Here is a 20,646-nt window from a genome sequence, read left to right on the forward strand (position 1 = left end):
CAAGGAATACATTGTTAAAGATGGCGATGTAATGCACTTCAGATTTAACGTGTAAAGCGTGCAAACAGAGCTTTACTGATTTCGAATTTTTACCGCTTTTAAACTAGTTTCTCACTAGTTATAGTAATTTAACACTAACCGTTAACTGATTTTCGTTAGCATGCTATTTATTTTGTTATTTTTAACAAAATTTATTGTTATGCGGTTGCTTGTTATCCTTTTGTTTTTAACGGTTTTTCAGGTAAGTACGGGACAAATTATTGAGTTTGCGGATCCGAACTTTAAGGCTAAGTTACTAGAAGCTGATGAAACCAATTTCATTGCGAAAAACTTAGAAAATCAATCCATAAAAGTAGACTTAAACGAGAATGGTGAAATAGAAATTGAGGAAGCACTTAACGTATATTTTTTAAACGTAAGCGCTTCTAACATATCGTCTGTAAATGAGATAGCTTTTTTTAACAATTTAAGGAACCTAGATTGTTCTTCAAATCAAATTTCAAGCATTACATTTCTTAAAGATTTCGAATCTGACTACATTCTAAATTGTAGTAATAACGAAATAAGTAGTATGCAACTTTCAGGCAAATTGCGTCTTGATTGCAAAAATAATCAACTGACAACTCTAGACTTAACCAACACCGAGATATACGAAGAATTAAATATTGAAAATAATAGTTTAACGAATCTATCTTTAAGTCTTAATTATGAGTTTGTAGGAAGTCTATATGCAAAGGGCAATAATTTGAGTGCGCTTACAGTTGGCGCATCCTATTTTCAAGATTTTGATGTTCAAGACAATCCGATATCTGACCTTGACTTAGATAACCTTCTGTACTGCGTCAACTTTCTTGTTGACTCACCATTATTAACAGTTTTGGAATTTAATGAAAATTCATTTGTTGATTACATGACTATTAATTCTCCTTTGTCTTATCTGAAATTGCCAAGTTGGAATCCGATTTCTTTAAAGTTAACCAACGTCGATTTAGAGCAGCTTTCATATAAATCTGACGTAGAGCCTTTAGCCTTATATCTTGAGGATTCAACGATCTTAAATTTACAGCTTGCTGGAACTTTAACTACTTTCTCAGCAATAAACACTAGTTTGGTTGAGATAGATTTTTCAGAAATTACACAAAATGAAGAAGTTGTTGAATCTAGCTTTCCATTAGTGCTAAATCTTTCAAATAATCCTTTCTTACAGTCTATAAATTTAAAAAATAATAAAACTGATTTTCTTTCGGATTTTGATTTTACCTGGACTATAATAAATAACCCAAACTTAGTATATATATGCGTTGACGAAGAAGAGCTGGAGCCAATTCTTGAACTATTGCAAGACAACAATTCCATCAATATCAATTCTCTTTGCAGTTACACACCCGGTGCGTTTTACGACATTACCGCTTCTACTACTCTCGACAGTAATCTAAACGGTTGTGAAGACAGCGATACCGGTTTTCCATGGGTGGAATTCCAAATCAGTACTGCTAATAATTCGGGAACAATTTATACCAATAATACGGGGAACTTCTCAATTCCTGTGCAAGCAGGTACCTATAATATAAATCCTAATTTACCGAACCCCGATTATTTTTCGGTAACGCCACCAACGGCTACTGTAACTTTCCCAGGAACCGATTATACAGTTCATACCGATTTCTGCGTCACTCCCGTTGGTGAACATCACGATTTAGAAGTAACCCTAATACCAATAAACGTTGCCATTCCTGGGTTTGATGCCTACTATAAAATAGTACTCAAAAACAACGGAAATCAAATCGAATCTGGAACATTAGCACTCACCTATCCCGATAGTTTAATTGATTTAATTTCCACAAATCCAAGCTCAACTTCCCAAACAACGAATGCCTTAAACTGGGAATTTTCGAACTTAGCACCGCTTGCTTCGCGCAGTTACGACATCATTTTTAACTTAAACTCACCGCTTGACACGCCTCCTTTGGTCATGAACGACGTTCTGTATTTTAACGTAACCGCAAACCTCGAACAAGACGAAACGCCCGAAAATAATACTGCTATTTTAAACCAAACCGTGGTCGATGCTTTTGATCCGAACGACAAAACCTGTTTAGAAGGAGAAATTATCAATCCGGCAATGATTGGCAAATACATTCACTACAAAATTCGTTTCGAAAATTTGGGAACGTATTTTGCTCAAAATGTTATTGTTGAAGATTTTATCGATACAACGAAGTTCGATCTTTCAACTTTAGAACCGATCACTGCCAGTCATAATTTCTTTACGCGAGTTACTGGAAATAAAGTTGAGTTCGTTTTCAATAACATCATGTTGCCTTTTGATGATGCGAATAACGATGGTTATGTTGTTTTTAAAATTAAAACCAAAGCCGATTTAGTTCTGGGCGACACCGTGAGCAATACAGCCGGAATTTATTTCAATTACAATCCGCCGGTAATTACAAACACGGCAAGTTCTACATTTACTACGCTCAGCGTTTCTAATCCGCAAGAATTGGAGGCTATTTCTCTTTATCCAAATCCGACTTCGAATACACTTTCCCTAAAAGCCGATTCGTTGCAAATAGATACCGTATCGATTTTTAACATGCTCGGACAAGAAGTTTTGAAGGTAAGTGGAAACAACTTACGAGAAATTAATACCTCAGCACTTACTGCGGGATCGTACATTTTGAGTGCAAAAGCTGCCTCACAGACTGTTAACTTAAAATTTGTAAAGCAATAGATATACGATAAAGAAAGTGAGCGTTTTTTTGCAAAAAACTTAATCTAATTCGGCAAGATTTTTGCCGCCTAAGTGGCATGAAAAAGCTCTTCTATTTCTTTTTACTGACTAGTGTTTTAAGTTTTGGACAAAGCGCCGACAGTTTATATGCAGAAGTCGACACTCGTGTTGCCAATTATCCCAAATCGTTTTCATCGGTTAAAGCTTTCGCTGAGCGGATTCAAAGCGATTATAAGATTCCAGAACTTCAAGCACGAGCTGCGTTTACATGGATTTCTAAAAATGTTGCCTACGATTTAAACTTGATGCGAACAGTAAAGCAAAAAGCTCCGGCTAGCTTCTCTTTTCGTACGGAAGCCGAGAAATTACAAAAGCAGCGCGAACGAATCACCGCCGATGCTGTTCAAACATTAAAATCAAAAAAAGGGGTTTGCCAAGGATACAGTAGCTTGTTTTATGAAGTTTGTGATCAGTTGGGCATACCGGCGAAAATGATACCCGGCGCTTCGAAATCGATGTTAACTCATATTGGAAAACTTCCCGAAGACGAAGATCATGTTTGGAACAAGATTTATATAAACGATAAGTGGGAATTGGTTGACGTAACTTGGGCAGCAGGGATTATAACCGGGGAAAAACCAAAGTTTGAGTTTCGCTTTAATCCGGCGTATTTTTGTACTCCAGCAGAATTGTTTGCCTACACGCATTTTGCTACTGCAGAAGCGGAACGAGAAACGGGAATGACTGCTAGGGAATTTGCTGATTTACCGCTGTATTATGGCTCGTATCTGCTCGCGAATTTCGATTTAGAAACGCCAATTACCGCATTTTTAAAACCACGGGCAAACGATATTCTTTTACGTTTAAATTTCTTACCCGAAAACGCTAAAGTGGGTTTACGCTACTCGATGGGTAACGAATTTATACCACTAGAACTCACTTATTTCGACGATTACGCCACAGTTACGTTGCCACAAACACCCACAGGCGGCTACGCCACTTTGTATATTAACGGTAGATCTGTGGTGAGTTGGCGGATTAAAAATTAACACGTAATTTACTTCAAACCTCTAGTCAAGCTGTGACAAACAAGACAGTTGCCGCTGAAATTATAGTGGAGGAATCAACATTTTGTTCTTTGATAAGTTAGAATAAAGAAAACCAAACTATTTAGGTTTGTACAAAACTTTTGTTATTTTTGATGAAGCCAGCACACACCTGTCGAATGCACGTTAATTTAAATCATGAAATTGAAAATATCATTTCAGGAAAGATCGAGGTTAGGCATGGAACAATTATCCAAACAATTGCCAACTACCTTAGAAATTGCAAAAGCTCAAGTAGAATTGATCAAGTCTCAAAGCAAATCAAAGCTGAAGAAGCAACGCATATTGAAAGATTCGTAACTTCTCATGGTCTATGGGTCGAGGTTGATTTGTCAACCTATGTTGCCGAAGGAGCCGAACAAAAAGTTTATTTAGAACCACCAAATTTTGTCTTGAAAGCTAATGATGCCATTTATTATAATTCTTGGTTTGAATATCTATTAAACCTCCTTTTACACAATTACTTTTTTGCTGATACTGCATATGAATTACAGGGCTTCCTTAAACACAAACAGATTTTATACGCTGTCGTAAAGCAAAATTTTGTGCAGAGTTCTGAACCCACAGAATTAGATAATGTTAGGACATTTCTTGAACATAACGGATTCAAAAAAATCAAAAACAACGACTACTTGCACATTGATCTTCAAATTCTCCTAGAAGATCTACACGATGAAAATGTTCTCACGCAGCAAGGCCTCTTATACTTTATTGATACTGTATTTTACACTTCCTTAGACGAAAGCGCTAAATCAAAAATTATCCAATTCTGACCTATTCTATTGAGAGGTATAAATGAATTGCAGTTTCATACTACATCTTCCGCAGCACGGATTGCAGCAGAAAGACTTAACGAAAACGGCTACAAAACAACACCGAAAGCGGCGACCAGCGGAAGCCCGTTATCGGTGATTTGTTTTGAGACGGAGGCGGAAAAGGCTTATCGCGGAAAGCCGGGTGCCGGCGGGAATCAACTTCTTTCGATGACGCACGAACGTCGACGGCAGCTGCCCAAAAAACCTCAATTACTGTCAATATCGTTATTAATAACTTCTGAATTTTGAGATAAAATTTAGCAAGGCTTTCTAGTATATTAGCTATCTATCAGAAGTAACACATGTCAGAATCTACGCTTTATAACGAAGACAATATACGCTCGCTCGATTGGAAGGAACACATTCGAATGCGTCCGGGGATGTATATTGGAAAATTAGGCGACGGATCCTCGCCCGACGATGGGATTTACATCTTACTTAAAGAGGTGATCGACAACTGTATAGACGAGTTTGTGATGGGCGCCGGAAAAACCATTGAGGTAACGGTGCGCGACAAACAGGTAACTGTGCGTGATTACGGTCGCGGTATACCTCTCGGAAAGGTTGTCGACGTGGTTTCGAAGATGAATACCGGCGGTAAGTACGATTCGAAAGCGTTTAAAAAATCGGTTGGTTTGAACGGTGTGGGTACCAAAGCGGTAAACGCCTTATCGAATTATTTTCGTGTAGAATCGGTTCGCGACAACCAACAAAAAGCAGCGGAATTCTCTGCAGGAAATTTGGTTTTAGAAGAAGAATTGCAAGAAACCACCAAACGCAAAGGAACTAAAGTATCGTTTGTTGCCGACGAAACCATCTTTAAAAACTACAAATACCGCCACGAGTATATTGTTCGGATGTTGCGCAATTATTGCTACCTCAACACCGGACTCACTATTTACTTTAACGGTGAGAAATTTGTTTCGGAAAACGGACTAAAAGATCTTTTGGAAGAAGCTATTGGCGAAGAAGATCAGGTATATCCGATCATTCATTTGCAAGGCGATGATATTGAAGTGGCTGTAACGCATTCGAAAACGCAGTATTCGGAAGAATATCACTCGTTTGTAAACGGACAAAACACGACGCAAGGAGGTACGCATTTGGGTGCTTTTCGCGAAGCCATTGTAAAAACCATCAAAGAGTTTTACAACAAGAATTTTGAAGCTTCGGACATACGAAAATCGATTGTTTCGGCCATTTCCATCAAAGTTGAAGAACCCGTTTTTGAATCGCAAACCAAAACCAAGCTCGGAAGCACGGATATTGGTCCGAATGGGCCGTCGGTTCGCAGTTTTGTGAACGATTTCATTAAAACGAAACTCGACAACTTTTTACATAAAAATCCGGAAGTTGCCGACGCCTTACTGCGTAAAATCTTACAAGCCGAACGCGAGCGCAAGGAATTGAGCGGCATTCGGAAACTCGCCAAAGAGCGCGCTAAGAAAGCATCGTTACACAATAAAAAATTACGCGATTGCCGAGTGCACTTAACCGATACGAAAAATCCGCGGTGCTTGGAAAGTACGTTGTTTATTACCGAGGGAGATTCTGCTTCGGGTTCGATAACTAAAAGTCGCGATGTGAATACACAGGCCGTTTTTAGCTTGCGAGGAAAGCCTTTAAACTCGTACGGCATGACCAAAAAGATTGTGTACGAAAACGAGGAATTTAACCTACTGCAAGCGGCGCTGGATATTGAAGAAGATTACGAAAATTTGCGTTATAACAACATTGTAATTGCCACCGATGCCGACGTGGATGGCATGCACATTCGCTTGCTGTTGATTACCTTCTTTTTGCAGTTTTTTCCAGAATTAATCAAGGAAGGGCATTTGTATATTTTGCAAACGCCGTTGTTTCGGGTGCGAAATAAAAAAGAAACGATTTATTGTTATTCGGATCAAGAACGCATCGATGCCATTGAAAAGTTGAAACCAAAGCCTGAAATTACTCGATTCAAAGGATTGGGGGAAATCTCGCCAGACGAGTTCAAACATTTTATTGGTCAAGATATTCGTTTAGATCCGGTAATGTTAGACAAAGCAACGACCATCGAAACTTTATTGGAATTCTATATGGGAAAAAACACACCCGATCGACAAGAATTTATCATCAATAATTTGAAGGTTGAGTTGGATGTGGTGGAATAGACAAAAAATAGACGAATTTGATTTACTGTAAAAGTACCTTTCCATGGAAAATCGAGACATAAGATGGATACAGCGATTTCAAAATTATGAAGACGCATTTCGGCAATTCGAGTCGGCTATTGAAAACTATGGTAACACAACCGAAAATTTGATTAAGGAAGGTATTATTAAACGTTTTGAATTTACGCATGAATTGGCTTGGAAGGTTATGAAAGATTTTCTGACTCATGAAGGCATCCGAGATATTATTGGTTCTAGAAGTGCAACCCGAGAAGCATTCAATAAAGGCTTAATTAGTTCAGGAGAAGAGTGGATGAATATGTTGGAGACTCGAAACCTGACAGTACACACGTACCAAGAGTTGATTTTAGAACGAGAATTTAAAAATATTCGTGATATTTACTTTCCTCTATTAAAGGACTTTTATTTGAAAATGAAAACATTTTTATAATATGTTTGGCTTGTATCCTACTTCATTTCAAGTACTTACATCGATTTTTAAAAGTCATGATGGCATTGAAAAAGTTGTAATTTATGGTTCGCGAGTACTCGGCAACTGTCGTGAAGGTTCTGATATTGATATGACCGTTTTTGGGAATTTAGATTATCGCGAATTATTTGAAATAAAAACCAACATCGAAGAAAGTAAAATTCCTTATTTGGTAGATATCTCTTTATTTGATGAATTACAATCAGACAGTTTAAAAGATCACATCAAAAGAGTTGGAAAGGTATTTTATCAGCGTGAAATGCCAAAAGCAAAATAAGCTTTGATTGTTAACTAGCTTGAATAAAGCACATTTAAAAAATGAAAGACGAAGAAGAAGAAAATAACCTAGGATCTGAATCAAACGAATCAGCTGGAAATGAATTCGAAACCAATGAAAATACTGGTTTTGAAGATATTCGCCCAGCTGTAAGTCCTCATTTTTACGAAAACAACGAAAATCCGGAAGACACGATTACCAAAGTCACCGGCATGTATAAAGACTGGTTCTTGGATTACGCTTCTTACGTAATTCTCGAACGCGCGGTGCCGGCCATTGAAGACGGTTTTAAGCCCGTTCAGCGCCGTATCATGCATTCGATGAAAGAACTCGACGACGGGCGCTACAACAAAGTAGCAAACATTGTTGGACATACCATGCAATACCATCCGCATGGCGATGCAAGTATTGGCGATGCCATCGTACAAATTGGTCAGCGTGATTTATTGATCGACATGCAAGGAAACTGGGGAAACATCCTCACCGGCGACGGCGCCGCAGCATCGCGATACATCGAAGCGCGTATTTCAAAGCTCGGACACGAAATTCTGTACTCGCCAAAAATCACCCAATGGCAATTGTCGTACGACGGACGTAAAAACGAACCGGTAAATTTACCCGTAAAGTTCCCGTTACTGCTCGCACAAGGAGCCGAAGGTATTGCCGTAGGTCTTTCCACGAAAGTGCTTCCGCATAATTTCAACGAGTTAATCGATGCTTCGATAAAAATCCTCAAAGGAAAACCGTTTACCCTCTTCCCCGATTTTCCGACAGCGGGAATTGCCGACGTTTCCAATTACAACGACGGTATGCGCGGCGGACGTGTGCGTGTACGTGCCAAAATTAGTCAGCTCGACAAGCAAACACTCGTAATTACACAAATTCCGTTTTCCACAAATACCTCTACCTTAATCGATAGCATCCTTAAAGCCAACGAAAAAGGTAAAATCAAGGTTAAGAAAATCGAAGACAATACGGCTGCCGAAGTCGAAATTCTAATTCATCTACCGCCGGGAGTGTCGCCAGACAAAACCATCGACGCGCTGTATGCCTTTACGGCCTGTGAAACTTCGGTTGCGCCTTTGGGTTGCGTTATTAGAGACAACAAACCACTTTTTGTAGGCGTTTCGGAAATGTTACGCGTATCAACTGCGCGAACAGTCGATTTGCTGAAACGCGAACTCGAAATACAACTCGACGAACTCGAACAAAAATGGCATTTCTCTACTTTAGAGAAAATCTTCATTCGCGAAGAAATGTACATTGATTTCAAATTGTACCAAGACCGCGAATCGCTATACCAATATATGTATAAACGCTTCGAACCGTTTCGAAATATGTTGGTACGCGACATAAACGATGATGATTTGCAAAAACTAACGCAAATTCCGATGATTCGTATTACCCGTTTCGATTCAGACAAAGCCGACGAACTTATCGCGAAGCTTGAAGCCGAAATGGAACAAGTCAAATACGATTTGGAACACATTATCGATTTCGCCATCGCTTTTTTTACCCGATTAAAAGAAAAATTCGGAAAAGGTCGCGAACGCCAAACCGAATTGCGCAATTTCGATACTATTGAAGCCACAAAAGTAGTTTTGCGAAATACCAAATTGTATGTCAATCGCGAGGAAGGATTTATCGGAACCGGATTGAGAAAAGACGAATACGTTGGCGATTGTTCGGATATCGACGACGTAATTGTTTTCTTGCGCGACGGGAAAATGCTGGTCACTAAAGTCGACGAAAAGAAATTTGTTGGTAAAGACATCATTCACATAAGTGTGTTTGATAAAAACGACAAACGAACGATTTATAACTTGATTTATCGCGATGGTAAATCGGGCTCGGCCTTTGTGAAACGTTTCAATGTTTCGGGCGTAACGCGCGATAAAAACTACGATTTAACGCAAGAAAAGCCCGGATCGCAAGTCTTGTATTTCTCGGCAAATCCGAATGGCGAAGCCGAAGTGGTTACTGTTTTGCTACGTCAAGTGGGCAGTATCAAAAAATTGAAGTTCGACCTAGATTTTGCAACGATTGCCATTAAAGGTCGTGCATCGCGCGGAAATACAGTAACAAAATATCCGATCAAAAAAATTGAACTCAAAGAAAAGGGAATTTCAACCTTGCGTCCGCGTAAAATCTGGTTCGACGAATCGGTGCAACGACTAAACGTCGACGGTCGCGGTGAATTATTAGGCGAATTCCGTCCGAACGATAAAATCTTAATCATAACGCAAAGTGGAAAATTAAAGGTGATTACGCCCGAATTAACCACGCATTTTGAAGAAGATATGATTGTGTTGGAGAAATGGATTCCTAAGAAACCCATCTCGGCGATTTATTTCGACGGCGAAAAAAGTAAGTATTTTGTGAAGCGCTTTTTAGTTGAAACCGAGAGTAAAGAAGACAGTTTTATCAGCGATCATCCGAATTCGCAACTGGAGTTGGTAGCAACCGATTGGCGCCCGATGGCCGAAGTGCTTTTCGCAAAAGTAAAAGGTGTTCAAAAAGAACCGATTATGTTGAATTTCGAAGAATTTATATCGATAAAAGGATTCAAAGCCCTTGGTAATCAGCTCACCAGCGATAAAATCAAACAAGTAAACTTACTCGAACCTTTACCGTACGAACCCGAACCTGAAGAAGAAGTGAAAACCGGAGAAGAAGATTTATTCTCGGAAGATATTAAAACGGATTTAGAAGAAGACGGACAAATAACTTTGCAATTGGAATAACGTTTTTAAAGATTTTTTTGCAAATTCGCAAAGCACAATCCTAATACGATTGTGCTTTGATTTTTTAAATCTTCAAAAAAACAAAACCAACTAAAACAAAACGATGAAAAAACTGTTTATTTTCTGGATGCTGCTCTTGAGCAGTACTTTTTTGTGCCATGCGCAAGACCTTGGATTAAAAACAAAACTTGGTCCGATATTTAAGGATGAAAAGAAAAATACACGCCTTACCAAAGTTATTGAAAACGGCGATGGCGAGGTAGTCATAATTCGCAGTTATTATGGAGGTCTTATTGGTCGAACAATGCGAGGGTACTATATCGAATATTACAACCAAAATCTAGAATTAATTCGAGAATTTGATTACAACTTTTCAGACATGGAAATGAAAGATGGAGATCCGACGTTAGACTTTATCGTCGACGGTGACAAACTCCACATCATCGAATTTTACTACGACAAAGCAAAAAGTTCCTACGTTATTTCAGCGAATAGTGCTAACGTTAATACATTTAAATTTGAACGAAAGCAGCTCGCTACAGTTCCATACAAAGACATTACGAATACTGGCTTTTTCGGGTCTAGAGGAGATGGTGATAATGGAGCACTGTTAATCGAAAGTGAAGATAAATCGGCTTTTTTAATAGCCATCGACCTCAATCAAGGTAAAAACCAAGAAACGCATCAATTATACTTGTTTGATAAATCGCTTAATCTTAAAATCGACTATACGTTTACCAAAGATATCAAGGATCGCAATTTTAATGTTTCTCAATTTGAAGTGTCCGAAGATGGCTCAACGCTGTATTTACTGGGTAAAGTATCTACGAAAGAAACTAAGGCAAAGGAAGAGGGCGGAAAATACATGTACGAATTGATTCGAATTGATTCTAAAGGTTTAAAATCTAAAGTATTCGACTCAAATGACAAGTATGCTAGCTCACTGAAAACTGTTCTTTTTAACAACCGATTAGTTTGCGTTGGGTTCTATTCAGAAAAAAGCGACAAACGTTACAAGGGAGTTTGCTATTTTGATATAGATCCTTCGACTCTAAAAATCAATACCGAAAAGTATAACCCCTTTTCAGAACAATTCATGATTGATAAATACGGAAAAAACAAAAATAAAGAACTCCGCTATTTATCGTTTAGAAGCATTATCACCACGGATAAAAATGAAATAATTTTTAATGCCGAAGAATCTTTCACGACAGAACACACTTATTTCAGACCTAATGGAGGCACATCTCAAGTAACTAATTACCACAAAAACGATATCGTTTGTGTAAAGTTGAGCGCAACTGGAGATTTGCAGTGGTCACGAAATATAAATAAAGCTGAAGTAAGTATCGATTATTTTGACCCGTACGCTTCATATACCTCTTTAGGAGCTGAAAAAAACATGTATCTCTTTATAAATTGCGGCGAAAAGGTCAAAAAATTATCTAACAATCGAATCGGCTTCGTTCAAGCATCGCGTAAAAGAGCAAATTTGAATGGCATTCGAATCGATGAAAATGGCGACTTCGATTATCAAGAGCTTGTCGATGATAAGGTTGGAGAAGTTCCATTTATGGTTTCTAACGGCTTCGCTACAAAAAAAGCAGTTTATTTTATAGGTGCTAAAGGCAAGAAAAAACGTCTGCTCAAGGTTACGCTAAAAGAATAGACTACTTGTTGTAATCAGTAGCTAATCCCGCCTTTCGCTACTAGTCCTCAAAAAATACGGTTTGTTCAAACGGTCTCCGCGTAGCTTCTTTGGTCGCCACCCGATTACCGTTTCACAATACCGTATTTTTTTTGTGGGCTAGCCGCTGCAGTCGGGGCTAGGAACTGTGTGCACAAACGTATCGTTCAAACACTACTGATCGTTCAACGTTTTTAAAAAAGCTACTAACTGCTTTTGCTCCTGTGTCGTTAAGTTTAATGGATCCGGCGGCAGCGTTTGGTTATCTACTTTCAAACCCACTCCTGCTCCACCGCCCCGATTGTAAAAGTCAACCACTTGCTCTAAACTGTTATAAACACCGTTGTGCATGTACGGCGCCGTTTTAGCAACATTGCGAAGTGTTGGCGTTTTAAACGCATTTCGGAGTTGCGGTAACTGATGTATGGCGTATCTGCCTAAATCCGGACTCAATTGTTTGTTGTCTGCTGTGGCCGGAGTACCAATAACTTCCTGCTCGGTTTTAGCAAACACAGGAGGCGCCGTTCCGTTAAAAACCGGAATGAAATGACAAGTCGCACATTTTGCCTTTCCTGCAAAGACATTAAACCCGGCGCGTTCCTCGGCATTCATGGCAGTCGTTTCGCCTTGAAAATATCTGTCGAAAGCACTGTTAAAAGCAGTTAAACTGCGTACGTAACTCGCAAGTGCCATTTGTATTTTGGTTGGATCTAGTTGTTCTTCCTTCGGAAATGCCGCCCTAATAAGCTTTGCATACTTTTTCGAAGCATTTACCTTCTTCGAAAATACAGCTAAATCGCCGTGCATTTCGTCTTTATTGGTAATGACATCTTTGCTTTGTTTTTCCAAATCGCTCTGACGCAAATCCCAAAACTGTGCATTTTGTAATGCTGCGTAAGTCAATGTCGGTGTATTTCTTGGCAGCGATTTACCGTGCAAACTTACATTTGTTTTCAAACCGTCGGTAAAAGCGCGTTCAGGCTGGTGGCACGAAGCGCAATTTCGATTTCCGTTTCCGGCAAGATCGGTATCGTAAAACAATGCTTCGCCCAACTGTGCCTTCGCTTCGCTGTACTTATTTTGTAAATCCGGAATAAACGCATCAACATTGAACGCGTTTGGTGCCAGAAAACTCGCTACCGATTGATTTACAGCAGCGTTTCTATCGATATTGGCAATGCGGTGCTCTGTCTTTAATTGCTGCAATAAAACACCAAGCGGTTGTACAAAACGCAGTATGAAATCGGCGCGATCAAAGGAGTTAAAATCGTTGTTCGCACGACAATAATTCTGCGATGCACGCACCTTCTTTTCCAACACAGTAAACGTAGGCGAATCGAACTGTTGTTTTAAAACCAAAAACGATTCTAGAGTAGCCGCTGCTTCGGGAATCGAGTGCTGTGCAATAGGTGAATCGAATCCCGTAATACCCAGGGCAATCAACCGATTTACATTTAATTGGTGCGCATCAAACAACTGCTCTTTCGTAATCGGAATTTGTTCAAACTGTCGCTTCAATTGCAATAAATTTCCGTTCAGGATTTTTAATTCGGCAATCAGGGCTTTTCTGTTCTCAGGCAAATACTGCGGAAAAATCAATTCCTCAATTACTTGAAAACCGTTGGGTGGTAAAAACTTATTTTCTTCTACTTCAAGTTCGTCGAGAGCGGGCCCGTTTATAAATCGCGCCGTATCGGGAGCAAAATACTCAACCGCCCACTCCACTTTTTTATAGAGCAATCGGTTTTCTTTAAACTGGGCTTGAAACTCTTTACTGCTGCTATTTGCAGTCTCGACCAATTGTAGAAATCGCTGGTTGGCCTCGATCAATTGCGTCAGTTGAGCAACCAATTCGGCGTTGTTTTGCGGTTCCGACTTCTCACAACTCATACTCATTACGAGCAAGAAAAGCGATAAATACTTCAAAAAAAGTACAGCTGTCTTTTTCATATTTAAAATTGAAAATACGTTTGAAAATCTAAGTAATCGGAACCTGCTTGTAAGTCCATTTAACATTTGTTGTATACTTTTCAAGCAGCATCCGATTAAATGCAAAAGCGGACCACTTTTTACAAGTCGTCCGCCTTTTTTTCACAACAAGTTCCTACTAATATTCCACATTTCGGATGATCACGGTTTGTCCACCTTCTTTATTGGTGTTCGTTCCGCTGCCATCGGCGTTCAAAAACGCATCTTTTTGCCAAGTGTGTGGGTGAATGTTTACCAAAAATGTATTTGGCACACCAATAACATCGCTAATGTCTTCCATCGCACCGTATTCCCACGAACCGAAACGCATTTCGCCCGATTGGTTGTAGGTGGCGTTCCAAGCAGCGTCGGTACGCTTATGATTCATGGTTAACCAAGGTTTGTTATTTTTTGTTCTGATGTTGTATTGCCAGATGTACGAATCGTGCTGAGCTGCAGCGTAAAAACTGTCGCCATCTTCTTGGATGTAAACATAGTTCTCGGTAACGCAAATGTTATCTGGATTGATGATGCCAGTGCCCGGCGTGCTATCGCCTTCCACAACCAATTCTAGCTTACCTTTTAACGGATCGTTGTCATTCAAAACGATTTTATACACACGTCCCCACATGGTGTATCCTTCAACTGGATTTCCGCCACTGGCTTGTCCGGTTGCGGTGAAATAAATTTCGCGGTTGTTCTTCGCACTTCCTTTGCGGTAATCAACGTCTTCCACACGAGAAAAACGAATGGCGCCCAACTCGTTTACCTTGGTGTTAATTTGTGCACCCGTTAACGTACGTGCGTTTGGAATTTCCACGAAGCTTACATCGTACGAATTTCCTACAGTCATCGACATTTCCACTTGGTTGCCGTCGTTTCTTTTCAAGGCGTACAATTTTCCGTTTACTAAATCGCCCACTGTGTTAGAAACATACATGATCACCTGACCTGCCGAAGCGTGGTTTGTTCCGTACGACTGATCTTCGCCGATGACAATCACGGTTTTATTCGGATAGGCACGTTTGGTTAACGGCACGGCGTTTTCCATAGAAGCACGTCCTAAAGCAGGTAAAACACGGTCTTGACGACTTTTCTCGCTCGATGGACTAAAAGGATTGATTCCGTGTACTAACGATTCTTCGCCGCTTTCTCCAGCGGTTAAGAAAATGGGACCGAAACCGTGCAATTCTGGAGTAGCCAAAGTTGCCGAACACAAGCGCGTAATTCCGCCAACGCCATCAACAATGTATTCGCCTTTTACGGGCTTCAAAGTTTCGTCGAAGGTAACGCGCGAAACCGATTTCAAAATTTCGTGGTTTGTAATCATTAAGTACCCCGTTCCGTTTGGGTCTTTCATAAAACCAGCACCGTCGGGTTGTGCACCATACACAAACGTTGGTGATTGTGCTAATTGATCTGTACTGGAAATCAGCGAAGTAATTTCCAGATTTTCGAATCCGGGCATTGCAGTAACCAATGGTGGCGTGGTAGATTCGTAGCTGAAATCAATTTTTCTGTTAACCGATTTACCGTTGTCATCATCTTGACAAGACGTAATAGCCAGACCTGTAAGTAGGGCAAGACTTGTAATTTTTACTGTTTTCATAGACTTATTTGAATGTTTGCAGCAAAACTACTTCGCGGATTGTGGGCGGGAGTTAGCGCGATATTTTAAAAAGTTTAAGAAAACACCACTTTTATATTTGGATAAGGTTAAGATGTAATGAAAGAGTTAAGAAGATGGAGAAGAAAAAAATGAGGTAAAAAGTACTAATCCAAAAAATAAATTGTACTTTTGGGTATGGAAGAACGTTTGGAAGATAGTGGTTTAGAAGTACATGAACCGGCAGCCGTTTACAATTATATGCAAACACGCCTGCCCGATTTTAATTTCATGGAACGTTTATACAATTTAGTTAGCTTAACTGAGGATACGCTGGCTTATTGGTTGAGCATTACGCCAAAAACCATTCGAACCTATCGTAAAAATCGAGATTTAAAATTAAAAGCCAACACCAAAGAACAAATCGTTATGTTACTCTTACTTTACAAACACGGCGAAGAACTTTTTGGAGATGTAAAAACCTTCGAATCTTGGTTGGCTGCACCTAACATTAGCTTGGGTGGAGTGGCACCGCAGCAGTTCTTGAACACTGTTAATGGCATTCGCCTTATCGATAACAAACTCACAGCGCTTGCCTTTGGCGAAAATGCGTAATGATTACGGTTTACAACATTCGTTTAGAGAAGTACGCGGGCACTTTAGAGGCTTCGGGTCGTGCCAACAGATGGAACCGACAAGATGAATTTGTTTTATACGGCGCTTCGCATATTTCGTTAGCCGCATTAGAACTACTGGCGGGAACATCGTTGAAACCGCTAGCAGGAAAATACGTTGTTTTAGAAATTGCCATAGATGTAACCGATTTTGCGAGAGTAGATCCTAAAAAACTACCTGAAAATTGGCGTCATGTAGATGCTTACGCCGATTTACAAAAACTCGGGAGTCGCTGGTATCAATCCAAAAAAGATTTGGTTTTGCAAGTACCTTCGGCTGTGGTTCCTTACGAATGCAACTACTTAATTGACACAAAACATCCGGATTTTGCTACGCGTTGCCGAATATTGCGCCAATTGCCGTTTGATTTCGATAACCGATTTGTAGCGAAGAACGAGAATAAGTAACGTAACTGGAAACGTATTTCGGGATTGCTCGTTACAGGGCGAACGATTGCCACATTAGGTATTGCAGCGGTTACGAGTGGCTGCAAAAACCGATGGCAGCCCGAAAAGCGAGCGGCGACTAAAAGAAGCCGATTGCTTGACAGACTGCCACGGTTTTTGAAGTTGCTTGTTTGAGCGAAAATACCGACGGCGCTTTACGTATTTCCACCTAACGTCTGGCGCCGGAATGCCCAAATAACTATTCTTCGTCTTTGCTAACCGATTTTTTACTGCGGTTCATCTTCATGTTAAGCACCTCGACGAGCAGTGAAAATGCGATCGCAAAATACAAGTATCCTTTAGGAATTGGTGTTACGTGACTTCCGAAAAACTCGGCGTTGGCTAAGTGTGCCGCTTCGGTAACGAGCATGAAACCTATGAGCACCAAAAACGACAAGGCCAAAATTTGGATCGAGGGATGTTTGTTGACGAAAGTTCCGACGGGAACTGCGAATTGCATCATGACCAAAACTGAGATTATTACAGCGGTTACCATGATGTAAAGTGCCCCTTCGACGCCGTTTGTCATACCAACGGCAGTAAGAATTGAATCGAACGAGAACACAATATCGATCATGATGATTTGAAAAATAACGTTGCCGAACGACTTGGCTGCCGACTTTTTCAACTCTTTTTCCTCCTCGCCCTTTTCATCTACTTTTTCGCGAATTTCGTTGGTTGATTTATATAGCAGGAAGAGTCCGCCGAGCAATAAAATGATGCTTTGGCCAGTGATACTCATGCTGATGTGTTCGGTATTGATTGTGAACCACGGCTCTTTCATGGCAATGAGAAAGCTGATTCCGAACAACAAGGTGATACGCATAAACATGGCGAGAAACATACCGATTTTCGTAGCTTTTTTACGCTGCTCGGCAGGTAACTTTCCGGTGGTTATGGAGATGAAAATGATGTTATCGATACCGAGGACGATTTCGAGAAAGGTTAGTGTTAACAGGGCAATCCATGCGGCCGGATTCGAAAGTAATTCTAGAATCATTAAAGCAAAATTTAGTTTTAGTTATCAAGTAAAATAGCGGTTCCGATACTCTTGTTTTGGCTACCTACGAGACCGAATTCAAAGGTATAGGAATTTTTGGTAGTTGAAAGAATACGAATGACTACGCCTTTTTGTTCTTGGCGATTTTTCGGATTTTTCTTTTGCAGGATGTACTCGCAGTCGTTTACCCAACGCACGGTAGAAGTATCCGTTTTACCCTTGTACGTCTCGATTTCGATGCTGTCTTTACGCACGAAAACGGTGGTTTGCTTTTTTCCGTTCTCTTCGTAGGTAAATGAAAATTTACCGTTTTTGAAGTCGGAACAATTGCGTTCGGCGTTGTAACAGCTGCTAAACAGGCAAAGAATAAGAAGGAGTACAATACAATTAGTTTTCATTCTTTTTGTGTTTTTCTATTTCGGAATCGGTGAAATGTTTGATGGCTTTTTCGCGTTCAAACTTCTCGTCGTTGTATGATTTACTTGCGTTTTTAGCGATGGAAAGCGTTTGCCAAGAATCGGAGAATAGCATTTTTGATAGGAAGACGATTTGCCCGATGTGATACGGATAATGTGCAAGTTGTCTCAGCAAGGCTTCTTCGACGGTATGCCCTTCGTTTCTGATGTACACAATGCGTTGCATGTCGGCGCTTGACAGTGCGTTTAACGTATTGAAAAACACATCCCAACCTTGATTCCACGCTTCCCAGAGTTCGGAAGGCGAGGTAATTTGCGATTCAAATTCGGCATCGCGGTTGCGCCACGGTTTTTCGCCGTCGGACTCGAGAAAATCAGTAAACCGTGATTTCATATTTCCCGACAAATGCTGTACAATGATGGCAATGCTGTTTGATTCGGGTGTAGGTAAACTGAAAAGAGCAGTTTCGGGAATTTGGTTCATTGCTTTCTCTGCCAGCGTTTTGTAATAGAGAAATTGCTTTTTAAGGGTGTCGAGTGTTTGCATCAGTCTAAACTTTTAACGATGGTCATAACCCCTTTAAAAATAAGAAACATTCCAACAACACAAATGATGCAACCCACAGCTAAAATAACGGGAAACAGAGGTTGTTGTTGATTTTTGAACGAAAAGTGAATAACTGTTGGACCAACGAACAGGCACGGAAGCGACCACAAGAGTTTCCCGATTCCTTTGTAAAGAATTTCTTTATTTACTGCCATTTTCTTTGGTATAATCAACAGCTTTGCGCACGCTGCCTTTGGTTAAGAGTAAATCTTTGGCTTCGTTGTAAGAAATACCTGTTTCTTCGACAATCATTTTTGTACCGCGATCAACGAGTTTGTCGTTACTTAATTGCATATCGACCATTTTATTTCCGCGAACACGTCCGAGTTGAATCATGCTGGTGGTCGACAACATATTGAGCACTAATTTTTGTGCAGTTCCAGCTTTCATGCGCGAGCTACCGGTAACTACTTCTGGTCCGACAACCACCTCGATCGGAAATTGTGCTTCACGTGCTAACGGACTTCCCGCATTACAAGTGATGCAAGCCGTTACCAATGCGTTTTCGGCAGCTGTTTTCAAGCCCGCAATCACATAAGGTGTGGTTCCCGAAGCGGCAATTCCTACTACGACATCACCCGATTTAGCGCCTTCTCGTTGTAAATCGATCCATGCCTGAGTGGTATTGTCTTCGGCGTTTTCTACTGCACGGCGAATGGCTTGATCTCCGCCTGCAATAATGCCGTTTACTAAATCAAACGGAACACCAAACGTGGGCGGACATTCGCTGGCATCAACAATACCTAATCGTCCGGATGTTCCAGCACCGATGTAAAACAAGCGACCGCCGTTTTTTAAACTTGCAACAATTTGGTCGACCACCTTTTCAATTTGTGGAAGTGCTTTAGCAACAGCGGTTGGAACCGATTGGTCTTCCGCATTAATAATCTGCAAAAGCTCGGCAACAGACTTCTTTTCGAGGTCGGAGTATTTTGAGGATCGCTCGGTTACTTTATCGAAATCCATAACGGTAGTTGTTTGAGTCGGAGTTGTTTTTTAATCTTCTACTTCAATATGATTTTTAGCGTAGCCGCGCCACTTTTCAATACACAAACGCATATCTTCAGGTAACTCGGTGTCGAAACGCATCATTTCACCAGTGGTTGGGTGCACAAAACCGAGCGTTTTCGCGTGTAAGGCTTGTCGTGGTAAGATTTTAAAACAATTATCGACAAACTGCTTGTATTTTGTAAAAGTCGTGCCTTTTAAGATGAGATTTCCGCCGTAGCGCTCATCATTAAACAGCGTGTGTCCCAGATGTTTCATGTGTACTCGAATTTGGTGTGTCCGACCGGTTTCGAGTGTACAAGATACTAACGTCACGTATGTTAAACGTTCAATTACTTTATAATGCGTAATGGCTGGTTTTCCTATTTCGGGATCGGCGTACACCGACATTTGCATGCGATCGCGCGGATGACGCGCAATATTACCAACTATGGTGCCTTCATCTTCCTTGACGATTCCCCAAACCAAAGCGATGTATTCGCGCTCGCTGGTTTTTGCTTCGAACTGCTTGGCCAAATGTGTCATTGCTGTTTCGGTTTTGGCGATAACTAGAAGTCCGCTGGTGTCTTTATCGATTCGGTGCACGAGTCCAGGACGCTCGCTGCTGTTGAGCGGCAAATTTTGAAAATGAAAAGCCAAGGCATTTACTAGAGTTCCGGTATAGTTTCCGTGTCCGGGATGAACTACCAAGCCCGCTGGTTTATTAATAAGTAAAAGCGCATCGTCTTCGTAAACGATATCGAGCGGAATATCTTCTGGATCAATGCGGTTTTCAAATGGCGGATGTGGTAATAAAATACGAACCACATCAAATGGTTTCACGCGATAGTTCGATTTTACTGGAATATCGTTTACGTAAATGTCGCCGTTATCGGCTGCTTTTTGAATTTTATTTCGGGTCGTATTGGCTACGACTT

18 protein-coding genes are annotated in these 20,646 nt (G+C 40.5%); 10 read left to right on the forward strand and 8 right to left on the reverse strand.

Annotated features, from left to right (window positions below; all coding sequences use genetic code 11):
• The first annotated feature begins 199 nt into the window (after nucleotides 1–199).
• The 8 genes from ACOVQQ_RS04560 (at nucleotide 200) to ACOVQQ_RS04595 (ending at nucleotide 11,985) form a co-directional block, all read left to right on the forward strand.
• On the forward strand, nucleotides 200–2,731 hold the full coding sequence (locus ACOVQQ_RS04560; protein ID WP_421817146.1) for a DUF7619 domain-containing protein: 2,532 nt from the start codon (nucleotides 200–202) through the stop codon (nucleotides 2,729–2,731).
• Between the two features lie 77 nt (nucleotides 2,732–2,808).
• Nucleotides 2,809–3,780 (forward strand): transglutaminase domain-containing protein, encoded by a 972-nt coding sequence (locus ACOVQQ_RS04565; RefSeq protein WP_421817147.1) that lies wholly within the window; start codon nucleotides 2,809–2,811, stop codon nucleotides 3,778–3,780.
• 152 nt (nucleotides 3,781–3,932) lie between these two features.
• On the forward strand, nucleotides 3,933–4,610 hold the full coding sequence (locus ACOVQQ_RS04570; RefSeq protein WP_421817148.1) for a hypothetical protein: 678 nt from the start codon (nucleotides 3,933–3,935) through the stop codon (nucleotides 4,608–4,610).
• 344 nt (nucleotides 4,611–4,954) lie between these two features.
• On the forward strand, nucleotides 4,955–6,805 hold the full coding sequence (locus tag ACOVQQ_RS04575; protein WP_094486956.1) for a DNA topoisomerase IV subunit B: 1,851 nt from the start codon (nucleotides 4,955–4,957) through the stop codon (nucleotides 6,803–6,805).
• A 43-nt stretch (nucleotides 6,806–6,848) separates the two neighbouring features.
• Nucleotides 6,849–7,256, forward strand: a complete 408-nt coding sequence (locus tag ACOVQQ_RS04580) for a nucleotidyltransferase substrate binding protein (RefSeq protein WP_421817149.1) — start codon at nucleotides 6,849–6,851, stop codon at nucleotides 7,254–7,256.
• A gap of 1 nt (nucleotide 7,257) precedes the next feature.
• Nucleotides 7,258–7,572 (forward strand): nucleotidyltransferase domain-containing protein, encoded by a 315-nt coding sequence (locus ACOVQQ_RS04585; protein WP_421817150.1) that lies wholly within the window; start codon nucleotides 7,258–7,260, stop codon nucleotides 7,570–7,572.
• A gap of 41 nt (nucleotides 7,573–7,613) precedes the next feature.
• A complete protein-coding gene (locus ACOVQQ_RS04590) occupies nucleotides 7,614–10,316 on the forward strand; it encodes a DNA gyrase/topoisomerase IV subunit A (protein WP_421817151.1) in 2,703 nt (900 codons plus the stop codon).
• Nucleotides 10,317–10,419: 103 nt separating this feature from the next.
• Nucleotides 10,420–11,985, forward strand: a complete 1,566-nt coding sequence (locus ACOVQQ_RS04595) for a hypothetical protein (protein WP_421817152.1) — start codon at nucleotides 10,420–10,422, stop codon at nucleotides 11,983–11,985.
• Between the two features lie 192 nt (nucleotides 11,986–12,177).
• Here the strand turns inward: ACOVQQ_RS04595 and ACOVQQ_RS04600 are convergent, their stop codons facing one another.
• Both ACOVQQ_RS04600 and ACOVQQ_RS04605 read right to left on the reverse strand, forming a co-directional pair.
• The gene (locus ACOVQQ_RS04600; RefSeq protein ID WP_421817153.1) at nucleotides 12,178–13,953 is read right to left on the reverse strand and encodes a cytochrome c peroxidase; all 1,776 of its coding nucleotides are present in this window, start codon (nucleotides 13,951–13,953) and stop codon (nucleotides 12,178–12,180) included.
• Nucleotides 13,954–14,110: 157 nt separating this feature from the next.
• A complete protein-coding gene (locus tag ACOVQQ_RS04605; protein ID WP_421817154.1) occupies nucleotides 14,111–15,580 on the reverse strand; it encodes an alkaline phosphatase PhoX in 1,470 nt (489 codons plus the stop codon).
• 195 nt (nucleotides 15,581–15,775) lie between these two features.
• Here ACOVQQ_RS04605 and ACOVQQ_RS04610 point away from each other — a divergent pair, with 195 nt between their 5' ends.
• Both ACOVQQ_RS04610 and ACOVQQ_RS04615 read left to right on the forward strand, forming a co-directional pair.
• Nucleotides 15,776–16,192: an antitoxin Xre/MbcA/ParS toxin-binding domain-containing protein gene (locus tag ACOVQQ_RS04610; RefSeq protein WP_094486949.1), complete on the forward strand. Its 417-nt coding sequence runs from the start codon at nucleotides 15,776–15,778 to the stop codon at nucleotides 16,190–16,192.
• Nucleotides 16,192–16,659: an RES family NAD+ phosphorylase gene (locus ACOVQQ_RS04615; protein ID WP_421817155.1), complete on the forward strand. Its 468-nt coding sequence runs from the start codon at nucleotides 16,192–16,194 to the stop codon at nucleotides 16,657–16,659. Before ACOVQQ_RS04610 ends, ACOVQQ_RS04615 begins: the two co-directional genes overlap by 1 nt.
• A 238-nt stretch (nucleotides 16,660–16,897) precedes the next feature.
• On the opposite strand, the gene ACOVQQ_RS04620 is transcribed toward ACOVQQ_RS04615, so the two are convergent.
• The 6 genes from ACOVQQ_RS04620 to ACOVQQ_RS04645 all read right to left on the reverse strand — a co-directional run.
• Entirely contained in the window at nucleotides 16,898–17,698 is an 801-nt protein-coding gene (locus tag ACOVQQ_RS04620; RefSeq protein WP_298147224.1) for a TerC family protein, read from the reverse strand.
• A 17-nt stretch (nucleotides 17,699–17,715) separates the two neighbouring features.
• Nucleotides 17,716–18,096, reverse strand: a complete 381-nt coding sequence (locus ACOVQQ_RS04625; protein WP_421817156.1) for a DNA topoisomerase IV — start codon at nucleotides 18,094–18,096, stop codon at nucleotides 17,716–17,718.
• Nucleotides 18,086–18,661 carry a DUF1572 family protein gene (locus ACOVQQ_RS04630; RefSeq protein ID WP_421817157.1) on the reverse strand — a complete coding sequence of 192 codons (576 nt, stop codon included), beginning with the start codon at nucleotides 18,659–18,661 and terminating at the stop codon, nucleotides 18,086–18,088. Before ACOVQQ_RS04630 ends, ACOVQQ_RS04625 begins: the two co-directional genes overlap by 11 nt.
• Nucleotides 18,661–18,876 carry a DUF6095 family protein gene (locus ACOVQQ_RS04635; RefSeq protein ID WP_421817158.1) on the reverse strand — a complete coding sequence of 72 codons (216 nt, stop codon included), beginning with the start codon at nucleotides 18,874–18,876 and terminating at the stop codon, nucleotides 18,661–18,663. Before ACOVQQ_RS04635 ends, ACOVQQ_RS04630 begins: the two co-directional genes overlap by 1 nt.
• Nucleotides 18,863–19,687 carry an N-acetylmuramic acid 6-phosphate etherase gene (gene murQ / locus ACOVQQ_RS04640; protein ID WP_421817159.1) on the reverse strand — a complete coding sequence of 275 codons (825 nt, stop codon included), beginning with the start codon at nucleotides 19,685–19,687 and terminating at the stop codon, nucleotides 18,863–18,865. Before murQ ends, ACOVQQ_RS04635 begins: the two co-directional genes overlap by 14 nt.
• Nucleotides 19,688–19,717: 30 nt before the next feature.
• Nucleotides 19,718–20,646 (reverse strand): RluA family pseudouridine synthase (locus ACOVQQ_RS04645; protein ID WP_421817160.1); only part of this gene is annotated, 929 nt, incomplete at its 5' end.

It is taken from the genome of Flavobacterium sp. (genome assembly GCF_049240005.1).
Taxonomy (GTDB): domain Bacteria; phylum Bacteroidota; class Bacteroidia; order Flavobacteriales; family Flavobacteriaceae; genus Flavobacterium.